This window comes from Streptococcus bovismuti, assembly GCF_042436615.2.
Classification (GTDB): domain Bacteria; phylum Bacillota; class Bacilli; order Lactobacillales; family Streptococcaceae; genus Streptococcus.
Genome location: NZ_JBHMFR020000001.1, coordinates 569614 through 581546 on the forward strand (window position 1 = coordinate 569614; position 11933 = coordinate 581546).

Genomic DNA, 11933 nt, shown 5'->3' on the forward strand with positions numbered 1-11933 from the left:
GATTACAATTCAGCAAGAATTGCTTTCAGCAAGCCCTTGAAATCACCTTTGACACGTTCGGTTACTTCTACAACTTCTTCGTGGTTGAGTTCTTCTTGGAAACCTGCAGCATGGTTAGTAATACATGAAATACCGAGAACTTTCAAGCCAGAGTGGGCTGCCACGATAACTTCAGGAACCGTAGACATACCGACTGCATCAGCTCCCAGTGTCTTATAGGCACGAATCTCTGCTGGTGTTTCATAAGTTGGACCAGTAACACCAATATAGACACCTTCATCAAGCTTGATACCAAGTTTCTTAGCCACTTGATGAGCCACCTCACGGTATTCTGGTGTGTAGGCTTTAGACATGTCTGGGAAACGTGGACCAAATTCATCTAAGTTTTCACCCATCAATGGGTTTTGCCCCGTCATATTGATATGGTCTGAGATAGCCATCAAAGTGCCAGGACCATATCCAATACCACCAGCTGCATTGGTTACAATGACACCTTCACATCCAAGAACTTTCATGACACGTACTGGGAAAGTCACGACTTCCAGAGGATTTCCTTCGTAGAAATGGAAACGCCCTTGAAGAGCCAAAACCTTGCGACCTGCAAGTTCCCCATATACCAATTTACCAGCGTGACCAACTACTGTTGAACGGCCCCAGTTTGGAATATCAGCATAGTCTACTACAACTGGATTTTCGATTTCTTCTGCCAATTCTCCCAAACCTGATCCAAGGATTAGACCAAACTCAGGCGCTTGGATTCCCTTGTCTTTCAGGAAAGCAGCTGTTTCATTGATTTTGTCTAAAAATGTCATTATGTGTCTCCTTTATAATTTTTTAAGCATTTGACCGATTTTGTCAAAGGTTTTTGCATTGCGAATGGTGATTTGGCGGTAGAAAGGCATCTTGAGCAAGTACTTATGATAGGCAGTGGCATAGTAAGATTCTTCAGAAAATTTCCCCCAGAAAATCCCAATTCTTCCAAAATGAACCACTTCATCTTCCAGTTCCAAACTGTCCACTTTCTCGATGACTTGATCCACATCCAAGCCCTCCGTGTAGAAGAGGACATCTTTTCGAGCCAAATCTTCGTTCCACCAAGCTGGCAGATTCTCCACTTCTGCTTCATAGTCTTCTTGACTCAGCAAAGAAAAACTCTGAATAAATGGATAATGGACTGCAAAGAAAGCCTCTAACTTTTCAACCAATTGGTCTTTGAGAACTCTCGAAGTAAAGAAAATATTGCCACTGTTGATGTAGGTTTCAACCTTTTCCAGTCCCAACTCTGTCAGTTCTTGACGAAGTTGCGCCATGACAACCTTATTTTTCCCTCCGACATTAATGCCCCGAACAAGTAAAGCATATCGCGTCATCTTATACCAATTTATCTAAGAAACTTTCCCCAATCATGGCAGTTTCAACACCAAAGTTATCGGCAACAGTCGCTGAGATATCTGCAAAATGTCCAACTGGAATGACACCATTTCCTTTAAAGGAAGGACTGTAAGCCAAAAGTGGAATATATTCACGAGTGTGGTCTGTTCCTGCATAGGTTGGGTCATTTCCATGGTCCGCAGTTATCAAGAGAAGGTCATTCTCTCTCATAGCTGCGATAATTTCAGGCAAGCGTTCATCAAACTCATGCAAGCAATCACGGTAACCATGAGCATTGCGGCGGTGACCGTAAAGAGCATCAAAGTCTACCAAGTTTGTGAAGGAGAATCCTTTTTCAAACTCAGCAAGTCCCATGGTCTTCAATAATGTATCAATTCCGTGGCTGTTTGATTTGTTGTGACCCATGTCATGGTTGATACCAGCGCCGTTAAAGATATCATTGATTTTACCAACAGCATAAGTATCGATACCAGCTTCATTTAATTTATCCAAAACAGTTGGTGCAAATGGTGAAACTGCCAAGTCACGACGATTTGCAGTACGGGTGAAGTTACCTGGCTCACCAACATAAGGACGAGCAATGATACGACCTAGAAGGGCTGGGCGCTCAAGGGTAATCGAACGAGCGTATTCACAGATACGGTAGAGTTCATCCAGAGGAATGATGTCTTCGTGGGCAGCAATTTGCAAAACAGGATCAGCTGAAGTATAGATAATCAACTCTCCAGTTTCCATTTGACGTGGTCCAAAATCATCGATAACTGCTGTTCCTGAGTAAGGTTTGTTGGCTTCACGAATGACCTTGCGTCCTGAGAATTCTTCAATTTTTGTCAAGATTTCTTCTGGGAATCCGTTCCAGAAAGTATCGAAAGGCTCAGTGATATTTAGTCCCATGATTTCCCAGTGTCCAGTCATAGTATCCTTACCAAGAGATACTTCTTCTAATTTTGTTGCATATCCAGTTGGATTGCTTTCTGCCGGTACAGTCTTAAGAGGAGTTTCACGAGGAATATTTCCTAGGCCGATTTTAGCCATGTTTGGCACATTCAAACCAACTGTTTTAGAAATGTGTCCCAATGTGTCAGAAGCCCCATCTGGAACCCCTGCATTGACAAAGTTATTAGCATCTGGTGCAGCACCAATTCCCACAGAATCTAGTACCACCAAGTGAATACGATTAAATTTTGACATAGTGTATCTCCTTATTATTTTGATTATTTTGATTTTGTTGAAGTTAAAATCTGAACTCCATCTTGTCCAGCAACGATGACCTTATCTACCATTTGGTTAAATAAGCCGTGTTCTACAACACCAACGACATGGTCCAATTCTTGCCCAAAGGCAATTGGATTTTCAATGACATCTAAGGCAAGGTCAATGATAAAATTCTGCATATCTGTCACAAAACGTTGACCATCTTTTTCACGGAAACTTGGTTTGTAGCCAACTCGCTCAAAACGACGAAAAACTTGCTCTGCACCATACTGAACCACTTCTACTGGCAATTTAAAAGCACCTAGTTTGTCTACCAGCTTGCTTTCATCCACCACCCAAATGTATTCTTTTGAGGGCGTTGCCACAACCTTCTCCATGAGAAGGGCGCCCCCACCACCTTTGATTCCGTTAAACTGACTATCCACTTCATCCGCGCCATCAACCGTCACATCGACAAAGTCTACTTGGTCAATAGACTTGAGTGGGATCTTAAGACCTTCAGCCTGTTTACTAGTCACACTAGAAGTTGTTACTGCTGTAATCTGCAATCCCTCTTCCTTGATACGACGACCAATTTCTTCGACAAAATAGTAGGCAGTAGAACCCGTTCCCAGTCCGACAACCATGCCATCCTTGACAAACTCAGCAGCCTTGATGCCTGCCATTTTCTTCAGATTTTCCACTCAAACACCTCCATTAAAGAGCTATTTCTATTATAACATGTATCCGTTTTTATTTCATGGATACACTAGAAAAACCCGAACATTTTTATTTTTATGTCCACCTTGTTTTGGTAGTTAGAATCTTAGTTATGAGAACTTGTAGATAAAAACATGTCCTAGCCCAAAGCAGCAACAGTTGATTTTTTATCATAAAGATGATTAAATAGTTAAGTACAGAAAAGGAGAAATAAAATGAACCCATTAGATTTGTTTAATCAAGTAAAAGAGCTAATCGAAACAAAAGATTTCGAAGCTGCAAAAACATTTGTTGCAGAAAATCAAGAACAGCTTGGAGAATACTTCTCTCAAGCTCAGCAGTTGATTTCTGGGTCTGAAGGTCTAGATGGCCTCGTTGGAAAGATTAAAGGATTTTTCTAAAAAATATAAAGGCGCCTGAAACTATCAGGTGCCTTTTTGAGATATTTTTTTCATTATTTTAGGCAGATAAGAGCTGATTTGTGTCGGCAAGACCACATAATTTTCTTGAGCTAGTTCTTGAGCAATAACTGAATGAAGATGAGTCGCTACAGTTACACGCTCGTAGAGACTGGCCTGTCGGAATTGGCCTGCAAATCCTGCAATCATTCCAGCAAGAGTATCTCCCATTCCCCCAGTCGCCTGATAGGGACCGCCAACCTGTAACTGGTAATAATCAGATTGGCCAGCTTTCCAAATACGAGTAGCTGGACCTTTCTCTACCAAAATTGTTCCTTGAGGGAAGGAAGTTAGGACACTAGCCGTTGCATCTTCTTTTTGCTTTTCAATAGCAATACCAGACAACTTTTCCCATTCTTTTTGGTGGGGAGTTAGGATAAGCTGGTTAGATGGAAATGACAAACTTGTTCTAGCAAGAATGGTCAGGGCACCACCATCTACAATCAAAATCTGATTTTGGCTTAAATTAACAAAGACTTGTTTTACTAGATTTTCTCCAAAAGCATCGTCTCGTAAACCAGGCCCCACCAAGACCACTTCTGCCTTCTCCAATTGCTCTTTTAGCAACTGCTGGTCTTGAAGAGAAAAGGCCATAGCCTCAGGTAAATGGCTGTGCAGAGCTGGAATATTTTCCCTGTCCGTTCCGACGGTCACCAATCCTGCACCGCTTTTTACAGCTGCTAAAGCAGCCATGATGATGGCACCACCATAAGGATAAGTCCCACCAAGCAAGAGCAGACGACCATAATTTCCTTTATGACTTGTACGAGAACGTTCAATAATGACTTTTTCTAGTAGAGCTTGATCAATCACTTTCATCCTTTTTTCCTCTCACTTTATTATACAACAAAAAGGAGGCGCAGACCTCCTTTTGTAATCTTATTTCTAAAAATTAATATTCATTTCTGCCATTTTAGATATAGCTATCGAGAATAAACTCTCTTCAGCGAATTTTTCTCTTATTTTCTATCCAATGTCCGAAGTGCAGCCTGATAGGTTTGCTCCATCAGCATAGTAATGGTCATAGGACCTACACCTCCAGGAACTGGTGTAATATGACTAGCAAGTGGTGCAACTGCCTCATAATCCACATCCCCACAGAGCTTCCCATTTTCATCGCGGTTCATCCCAACGTCAATGACTACCGCACCTGGTTTGACAAAGTCAGCAGTCACAAACTTGGCACGGCCAATTGCTACTACAAGAATATCTGCCTTGGAAGCTACCTTTGCAAGGTTATGAGTTCGTGAATGGGTCAATGTTACTGTCGCATTTTTGGCCAACAGAAGCTGAGCCATAGGTTTTCCGACGATATTGGAACGACCGATGACGACCGCATTTTTACCTTCCAAGTCAATCCCGTATTCATGAAACATTTCCATAATTCCTGCAGGTGTAGAAGGAATCATGACTGGGTGACCAGACCAAAGACGCCCCATGTTTAGGGGATGGAAACCATCCACATCCTTTTCTGGGTCAATGGCCAACAAAACTGCTTCTTCATCGATATGTTTGGGTAAAGGTAACTGAACCAAAATCCCATGCCAAGCTGGGTCTTGGTTGTATTTGGCAATCAAGTCTAACAATTCCTCTTGAGTAATGGTATATGGAACTCGCACTACTTCACTATGGAAACCAGCCGCAAGGGCAGAACGTTCCTTGTTGCGAACATAGACTTGGCTTGCTGGATTATCCCCAACTAAAATCACTACCAAACCAGGTACTAGACCTGTCTCTTCCTTTAATCTTTCAGTCTTTTCAGCCAGCTGTCCTTGTAACTTAGCTGCCAGAGCCTTCCCATCAATAATCTTTGTCATATCACTTCTCTTTTCTTTCAAATATCTTCCATTATACCAAAAACTGCCAGCACCCTCTAACACTTCTTTCTTAGGCAACCTTATAGTTTCAAACTATAAGAAAAAGCTCTAATCGAGCTTTTCCCTAATCTATATTTTATATATGAAGTTGACTGCTAACAACTCCACAAAGCTAACTTATAAAACCTTACTCAAGAAGTCCTTAGTCCGTTGTTCTTGGGTTTGTTCAAAAATCTGTTCTGGTGTTCCATCTTCAACAACCACACCGTCTGCCATAAAGATAACACGGTCTGCCACCTCACGCGCAAATCCCATTTCATGAGTTACGATAACCATGGTCATTCCTGACTTGGCTAGGTCTTGCATAACCGCCAACACCTCACCTACCATTTCAGGGTCCAGGGCTGAAGTCGGCTCGTCAAAGAGTAAAACATCTGGTTCCATTGCCAAACCACGCGCAATGGCAATCCGCTGTTGCTGACCACCTGACAAACTCTGTGGATAAGCAGTTGCCTTATCTGGTAAACCAACTTTTTCCAAAAGTTCCTGAGCTCTCTTCTCTGCAACTTCCTTACTTTCATCTTTGGTCTTGATAGGAGACAAGGTGATATTTTCCATCACAGTCATATTAGGAAAGAGATTAAATTGTTGGAAAACCATGCCCATCTTCTCACGCATGGCAAAGAGGTCATTCTTCTTGTCCGTAATATCGACTCCCTCAAAGATAACCTTCCCCTTGGTCGCTTCTTCCAACAAATTCATAGAGCGAAGCAAGGTAGATTTCCCGCTCCCTGAAGGACCGATGATAACGACAACTTCTCCTCTTTTAATCTCGAGGTTGATGCCCTTCAATACTTCATTCTTTCCAAAGGATTTATGTAAATTTTCAATTTTTATCAAGGTTTCTGTCATTATTTTTTATCTCCTTGTTCCATTCGTTTTTCAAAAGCTTTCAAGGCTACTGTCAAAATAGAGGTCATAATCAAGTAGTAAAAGGCTGCAAATAAAAGTGGTGTTAAAGGTAGATAGGTTGTTGTAGAAACTGTTGTAGCTCCATTCCACAACTCCATAACACCGATAGCTGATAAGAGGGAACTATCCTTGATAATAGTGATAAATTCGTTCCCCAATGCTGGCAAAATATTTTTGATAGCTTGTGGCAAAATCACATAGCGCATCGCATTTTTAGGACGAATCCCTAAAGAATAGGCCGCCTCTAACTGCCCCTTAGGAACCGCATTAATCCCAGCCCGAACAGTCTCAGAAACATAAGCACCACTGTTCATAGAAATAATCAAAATCCCTGGAATCAGACGAGAAAGGTCAACACCTAAAATCCCAACCTGAATAGTCGGAGCATTGATATGCATAAGAGCAAAGGCAATCATAATCTGAACCATCATTGGCGTCCCGCGGAAAATCCAAACGTACAAGTTGGCTAGCCAAACAAGCGGTTTAAACTTTGAACGTTGCCCAAAAGCCAAGACAACACCCAAAATAGTTCCCAAAAAGACAACACAGATAGAAATGAGAACCGTCACAACAGCCCCATAGTTAAAATAAGGTAAATACTTAGGTAAAAAAGAAAAATTCATAGTCACACTGCTTTCTAAAATAGAATACTGTATGATTATAACATCAACTGAATTAAAATTCAAATCTTTTGTCTAATTTATTCAAAAAAACTTTAAGCTAGTAGAATTAGCGAGAAATCTTAGTTTTTTCTAGGCAAGTTGGCCTCCTTTATGGTAAAATAGTAACGATAAGAAATGAAGGAGAATCAAAATGGAATCACATTTGGTTAGAATCATCAACCGCCTTGAAGCAATGGCAAAAGACGGCGGAAATTTAAAACGTAATTTTGAACGCGAAGGAGTTGTTGTTGCAGAAGTTGCATACAGCCACGACGAAGAAAACGGTTCAATCTTTACCCTTCGTGATGTCGAAGCTCGTGAAACTTATACGTTTGACAGCATTGACTTGATTGCAATGGAGATTTACGAACTCCTTTACTAATATAAAACAAGCTGGGATTGCCCCTGCATGTCTAACCAAAATCCTTTTTGTCTCACAAATAGGATTTTTTTATAGTCCAAATCCACGAAGATTTTCATTGTAACAACTTCTCAAAGCTACAATCTTTTTACTTGCTTTACACCCCAATCCTGTTATAATGAGAGTATAGAATTTTGACTATTTTTGACCTTTAAACAGGGCAGGCTAAAGAAAGAAATGAGGTAGATGTATGCTTTGTCAAAACTGTAAAATCAACGACTCAACAATTCATCTTTATACCAATCTCAATGGAAAACAAAAACAAATTGACCTCTGTCAAAACTGCTATAAGATTATCAAGACAGATCCTAACAATAGCCTCTTTAAAGGTATTACGGATCTGAACAATCGTGACTTTGATCCCTTTGGTGATTTCTTCAATGACCTAAACAATTTCAGGCCTTCTAACAATACTCCTCCGACTCCCCCAACCCAATCAGGTGGAGGTTACGGTGGAAATGGCGGTTATGGTTCCCAAAATCGTGGACCTGCTCAAACTCCTCCACCAAGCCAAGAAAAAGGCCTACTGGAAGAATTTGGTATCAACGTAACTGAAATTGCCCGTCGTGGAGATATTGACCCCGTTATTGGGCGCGACGATGAGATTATCCGTGTCATAGAAATTCTCAATCGCAGAACCAAGAATAATCCTGTTCTTATCGGTGAACCAGGTGTCGGAAAAACTGCCGTTGTCGAAGGTCTAGCTCAGAAAATAGTTGATGGAGATGTTCCCCATAAACTACAAGGAAAACAAGTCATCCGTCTGGATGTGGTTAGCTTAGTTCAAGGAACGGGTATCCGTGGACAATTTGAAGAACGCATGCAAAAACTCATGGAAGAAATTCGCAAACGTGAGGACATCATCCTCTTTATCGATGAAATCCATGAAATTGTCGGTGCTGGTTCTGCGGGCGATGGCAATATGGATGCAGGAAATATCCTCAAGCCCGCCCTTGCTCGTGGAGAGCTGCAATTGGTCGGTGCTACTACCCTCAATGAATACCGTATCATTGAAAAAGATGCAGCCCTAGAGCGTCGTATGCAACCTGTTAAAGTGGATGAACCAACAGTGGAGGAAACAATTACTATCCTCAAAGGCATTCAAAAGAAATACGAAGACTACCACCACGTTCAGTATACCGATGCTGCAATTGAAGCAGCTGCAACTCTGTCCAATCGCTACATCCAAGATCGCTTCTTGCCTGACAAGGCCATTGACCTCCTAGATGAAGCTGGTTCTAAGATGAACTTGACCTTGAATTTTGTGGATCCTAAAGTAATCGATCAGCGCTTGATTGAGGCTGAAAATCTTAAATCTCAAGCTACACGAGAAGAAGATTTTGAGAAGGCCGCCTACTTCCGTGACCAGATTGCCAAGTATAAGGAAATGCAAAAGAAAAAGGTCACAGACCAAGATACTCCTATCATTAGTGAGAAAACCATTGAGCACATTATCGAGCAGAAAACCAATATTCCTGTTGGTGATTTAAAAGAGAAAGAACAATCTCAACTCATCCATCTAGCCGAAGACCTCAAGTCTCATGTTATTGGACAAGATGATGCTGTCGATAAGATTGCCAAGGCTATTCGCCGTAATCGTGTCGGTCTCGGTACCCCTAACCGCCCAATCGGAAGTTTCCTTTTCGTTGGGCCAACTGGAGTCGGTAAGACAGAACTTTCCAAACAATTAGCTATCGAACTCTTTGGTTCTGCTGACAGCATGATTCGCTTTGATATGAGTGAATATATGGAAAAACACAGTGTGGCGAAATTAGTCGGTGCCCCTCCAGGTTATGTCGGCTATGACGAGGCTGGGCAATTAACTGAAAAAGTCCGCCGCAATCCCTACTCTCTTATTCTCTTGGATGAAGTAGAGAAAGCCCATCCAGATGTCATGCATATGTTCCTCCAGGTCTTGGACGATGGTCGTTTAACAGATGGACAAGGACGTACCGTTAGCTTCAAGGACGCCATCATCATCATGACTTCAAATGCAGGTACAGGTAAGGCAGAAGCTAGCGTTGGATTTGGTGCTGCTAGAGAAGGACGTACCAACTCTGTTCTTGGTGAACTCGGTAACTTCTTTAGCCCAGAGTTTATGAACCGTTTTGATGGTATTATCGAATTTAAGGCTCTCAGCAAAGATAACCTCCTTCAGATTGTCGAGCTTATGCTTGCAGATGTTAACAAACGTCTTTCTAGCAACAACATTCATTTGGATGTAACCGACAAGGTCAAGGAAAAATTGGTTGACCTTGGTTATGATCCAAAAATGGGAGCACGCCCACTTCGTCGTACTATTCAAGACTATATTGAGGACGCAATCACTGACTACTACCTTGAAAATCCAAGCGAAAAAGACCTCAAGGCAGTGATGACCAGCAAGGGTAACATTCAAATCAAATCTGCCAAAAAAGCTGAAGTAAAGACTTCTGAAAAAGAAGTATAAATCCTATAGAAAAGGAGTAGAAAATGAAAATTTTCTGCTCCTTTTTACTAAAATAACTATAAATTCTTGACAGCTAGGCCTTTGTCCATTAAGATAATAATAAAGATAATAGATAATGAGGAAAATGCAATGGCAAACCCAACTTTCGGAGAAAAAAAAGCGAATACAGACTATGTTTCACGCTATGGCGTATATGCAGTTATACCTGATGCTGAACAAAAACAAATTGTTCTTGTTCAAGCACCCAATGGCGCTTGGTTCCTACCAGGTGGCGAAATTGAAGCTGGTGAGAACCATCAGGAAGCCCTAAAACGTGAATTGATTGAAGAGCTTGGCTTCACAGCTGAAATTGGTGCCTATTACGGACAAGCTGACGAATATTTCTACTCTCGTCATCGTGACACCTACTACTACAATCCTGCCTACCTCTATGAAGCAACTTCTTTCAAAGAAGTGCAAAAGCCACTAGAAGACTTTAATCATATTGCCTGGTTCCCTATTGATGAAGCTATTGAAAATCTCAAACGTGGTAGCCATAAATGGGCAATCCAATCATGGAAAAAACAGCATAAGATTGACTAAATCCAGCCACTTTATTCAAAAAGTGCTATAATAGAATTAGAAAATCGGAGGAAATGTTATGAAGCTAATCAATACGACAAACTCACACTCGCAACTTGTTAAAAGCCAGCTAGAAAGTACAGACGCAACCCTTGTTGAGGTCTATTCTGCAGGGAATACCGATGTTATTTTTACCCAAGCTCCGCTTCACTATGAAATCCTCATCTCAAACAAACACCGCGCTATTCGAGAACCTGAAATCGAAGCTATTCAAGAATTTTTCTTGAAACGTAAAATTGATAAGGACTCTATTGATGAGGCCAATATCAAAACCCTCTATTCAGAAAAATTAATTGGAATTTCGATTCCAACCAAATAAAATCTTGGAGAGATTAGAAAGTGCTTTGAACCTTATGGAACAAAATTAGGTTTATTTAGCTTTTTAAATCATCTCCAATTTTTTATCTATAAAATCTTGTCATACAAGATTTTGTAGATAATTAAGGAGACAAACATGGGAGACATCATATATAGAGAGGCAAGAATTGAAGAAAGCGAAAAAATTGGAAAATTATTAGCCAATTCCTTTCTTGACTATCCCTTTTTAACGATTATAACTGATGATTTGAAGAAACCTGACTCCTATCCTGCTTTTGTAGAAACGTTGCAAATTCTGCTTACTAGAGTCTATATTAAGAAGGGAAACTGTTTAATTGCGGAACAGGATGGAGACTTACTTGCAGTCGCCCTTTTGCAACAAAAAGATTTCTGTATACTATCCTATCTACGAAATGGAGGAACAAACATTTTTCGCTACATTCGACCACAAAATCTCCTTAAATACTTTGACTTTGTAAAACGTTCCAAAAAGCATTTAGAACAATCAGGGGAGTTTGATTGGTATTTGATGGCCTTAGCTGTCAATATAGAAAGTAAGGGGCAGGGAATAGGCAGTACTTTTCTGACACAAGGGATTGAACCTTATGTCAAATCAAAAGGCTGTAAACACTTGGGACTCATAACTAGTACAGCTAGAAATGTCTCATTCTACGAAAAAAACGATTATGTATTACTGGACTTTATGGATCTAGAATACGGATCAAAATCAATTGGTAACTGGGCATTTTTAAAAACAATAAATAAATAAAAAAGATTTGGTGCTGCTTACCACAGATGTACTGCACCCCAAAAGTTAGACAGAAAAAATCTAACTTTTGGGGTGTTTTATTATGAAATTGAGTTATGATGATAAAGTTCAGATCTATGAACTTAGAAAACAAGGATATA

General features: G+C 40.6%; 14 protein-coding genes. 6 read left to right on the forward strand and 8 right to left on the reverse strand.

The window, feature by feature from the left end; genetic code table 11:
• Positions 1 to 2 precede the first annotated feature (2 nt).
• Genes ACERDH_RS02780 through rpiA form a run of 4 tightly spaced genes read right to left on the reverse strand, consistent with a single transcriptional unit; the run spans position 3 to position 3290 of the window.
• Entirely contained in the window at positions 3 to 812 is an 810-nt protein-coding gene (locus ACERDH_RS02780; RefSeq protein ID WP_386682307.1) for a purine-nucleoside phosphorylase, read from the reverse strand.
• A gap of 12 nt (positions 813 to 824) precedes the next feature.
• Positions 825 to 1370 carry a DUF1697 domain-containing protein gene (locus tag ACERDH_RS02785; RefSeq protein WP_386682304.1) on the reverse strand — a complete coding sequence of 182 codons (546 nt, stop codon included), beginning with the start codon at positions 1368 to 1370 and terminating at the stop codon, positions 825 to 827.
• A 1-nt stretch (position 1371) separates the two neighbouring features.
• Entirely contained in the window at positions 1372 to 2583 is a 1212-nt protein-coding gene (locus tag ACERDH_RS02790; protein ID WP_000033119.1) for a phosphopentomutase, read from the reverse strand.
• Positions 2584 to 2606: 23 nt separating this feature from the next.
• A complete protein-coding gene (gene rpiA, locus ACERDH_RS02795; protein ID WP_386682300.1) occupies positions 2607 to 3290 on the reverse strand; it encodes a ribose-5-phosphate isomerase RpiA in 684 nt (227 codons plus the stop codon).
• 231 nt (positions 3291 to 3521) lie between these two features.
• On the opposite strand from rpiA, the gene ACERDH_RS02800 reads away from it, so the two are divergent.
• Positions 3522 to 3707, forward strand: coding sequence for a hypothetical protein (locus ACERDH_RS02800; RefSeq protein ID WP_001068558.1), 186 nt, complete (start codon positions 3522 to 3524; stop codon positions 3705 to 3707).
• Positions 3708 to 3731: 24 nt separating this feature from the next.
• On the opposite strand, the gene ACERDH_RS02805 is transcribed toward ACERDH_RS02800, so the two are convergent.
• The 4 genes from ACERDH_RS02805 to ACERDH_RS02820 all read right to left on the reverse strand — a co-directional run bounded on the left by ACERDH_RS02805 (position 3732) and on the right by ACERDH_RS02820 (position 7176).
• Positions 3732 to 4583 carry an NAD(P)H-hydrate dehydratase gene (locus ACERDH_RS02805; protein ID WP_386682296.1) on the reverse strand — a complete coding sequence of 284 codons (852 nt, stop codon included), beginning with the start codon at positions 4581 to 4583 and terminating at the stop codon, positions 3732 to 3734.
• A gap of 140 nt (positions 4584 to 4723) precedes the next feature.
• Positions 4724 to 5581, reverse strand: coding sequence for a bifunctional methylenetetrahydrofolate dehydrogenase/methenyltetrahydrofolate cyclohydrolase (locus ACERDH_RS02810; protein ID WP_386682293.1), 858 nt, complete (start codon positions 5579 to 5581; stop codon positions 4724 to 4726).
• Positions 5582 to 5758: 177 nt separating this feature from the next.
• Positions 5759 to 6493, reverse strand: a complete 735-nt coding sequence (locus tag ACERDH_RS02815) for an amino acid ABC transporter ATP-binding protein (protein WP_386682290.1) — start codon at positions 6491 to 6493, stop codon at positions 5759 to 5761.
• Positions 6493 to 7176 carry an amino acid ABC transporter permease gene (locus ACERDH_RS02820; RefSeq protein ID WP_004256547.1) on the reverse strand — a complete coding sequence of 228 codons (684 nt, stop codon included), beginning with the start codon at positions 7174 to 7176 and terminating at the stop codon, positions 6493 to 6495. Before ACERDH_RS02820 ends, ACERDH_RS02815 begins: the two co-directional genes overlap by 1 nt.
• Before the next feature lie 190 nt (positions 7177 to 7366).
• Between ACERDH_RS02820 and ACERDH_RS02825 the strand changes: the two genes are divergently transcribed.
• The 5 genes from ACERDH_RS02825 to ACERDH_RS02845 all read left to right on the forward strand — a co-directional run bounded on the left by ACERDH_RS02825 (position 7367) and on the right by ACERDH_RS02845 (position 11793).
• Positions 7367 to 7597: a DUF1797 family protein gene (locus ACERDH_RS02825; protein WP_000443570.1), complete on the forward strand. Its 231-nt coding sequence runs from the start codon at positions 7367 to 7369 to the stop codon at positions 7595 to 7597.
• A gap of 229 nt (positions 7598 to 7826) precedes the next feature.
• On the forward strand, positions 7827 to 10085 hold the full coding sequence (locus ACERDH_RS02830; protein ID WP_000882498.1) for an ATP-dependent Clp protease ATP-binding subunit: 2259 nt from the start codon (positions 7827 to 7829) through the stop codon (positions 10083 to 10085).
• Positions 10086 to 10214: 129 nt separating this feature from the next.
• A complete protein-coding gene (locus ACERDH_RS02835) occupies positions 10215 to 10667 on the forward strand; it encodes an NUDIX hydrolase (protein WP_020902950.1) in 453 nt (150 codons plus the stop codon).
• 58 nt (positions 10668 to 10725) lie between these two features.
• Positions 10726 to 11025, forward strand: coding sequence for a DUF1827 family protein (locus tag ACERDH_RS02840; RefSeq protein ID WP_000767189.1), 300 nt, complete (start codon positions 10726 to 10728; stop codon positions 11023 to 11025).
• Between the two features lie 135 nt (positions 11026 to 11160).
• Positions 11161 to 11793 carry a GNAT family N-acetyltransferase gene (locus ACERDH_RS02845; RefSeq protein WP_084924594.1) on the forward strand — a complete coding sequence of 211 codons (633 nt, stop codon included), beginning with the start codon at positions 11161 to 11163 and terminating at the stop codon, positions 11791 to 11793.
• Positions 11794 to 11933 lie beyond the last annotated feature (140 nt).

What these genes read in the sequence shown, in the direction of transcription:
- ACERDH_RS02780 (WP_386682307.1), bottom strand. Translation starts at nt 812, where the DNA reads ATGACATTTTTAGACAAAATCAATGAAACAGCTGCTTTCCTGAAAGAC.
- ACERDH_RS02790 (WP_000033119.1), bottom strand. Translation starts at nt 2,583, where the DNA reads ATGTCAAAATTTAATCGTATTCACTTGGTGGTACTAGATTCTGTGGGA.
- ACERDH_RS02825 (WP_000443570.1), top strand. Translation starts at nt 7,367, where the DNA reads ATGGAATCACATTTGGTTAGAATCATCAACCGCCTTGAAGCAATGGCA.
- ACERDH_RS02810 (WP_386682293.1), bottom strand. Translation starts at nt 5,581, where the DNA reads ATGACAAAGATTATTGATGGGAAGGCTCTGGCAGCTAAGTTACAAGGA.
- ACERDH_RS02845 (WP_084924594.1), top strand. Translation starts at nt 11,161, where the DNA reads ATGGGAGACATCATATATAGAGAGGCAAGAATTGAAGAAAGCGAAAAA.
- ACERDH_RS02800 (WP_001068558.1), top strand. Translation starts at nt 3,522, where the DNA reads ATGAACCCATTAGATTTGTTTAATCAAGTAAAAGAGCTAATCGAAACA.
- ACERDH_RS02830 (WP_000882498.1), top strand. Translation starts at nt 7,827, where the DNA reads ATGCTTTGTCAAAACTGTAAAATCAACGACTCAACAATTCATCTTTAT.
- ACERDH_RS02805 (WP_386682296.1), bottom strand. Translation starts at nt 4,583, where the DNA reads ATGAAAGTGATTGATCAAGCTCTACTAGAAAAAGTCATTATTGAACGT.
- ACERDH_RS02835 (WP_020902950.1), top strand. Translation starts at nt 10,215, where the DNA reads ATGGCAAACCCAACTTTCGGAGAAAAAAAAGCGAATACAGACTATGTT.
- ACERDH_RS02840 (WP_000767189.1), top strand. Translation starts at nt 10,726, where the DNA reads ATGAAGCTAATCAATACGACAAACTCACACTCGCAACTTGTTAAAAGC.
- ACERDH_RS02815 (WP_386682290.1), bottom strand. Translation starts at nt 6,493, where the DNA reads ATGACAGAAACCTTGATAAAAATTGAAAATTTACATAAATCCTTTGGA.
- ACERDH_RS02820 (WP_004256547.1), bottom strand. Translation starts at nt 7,176, where the DNA reads ATGAATTTTTCTTTTTTACCTAAGTATTTACCTTATTTTAACTATGGG.
- ACERDH_RS02785 (WP_386682304.1), bottom strand. Translation starts at nt 1,370, where the DNA reads ATGACGCGATATGCTTTACTTGTTCGGGGCATTAATGTCGGAGGGAAA.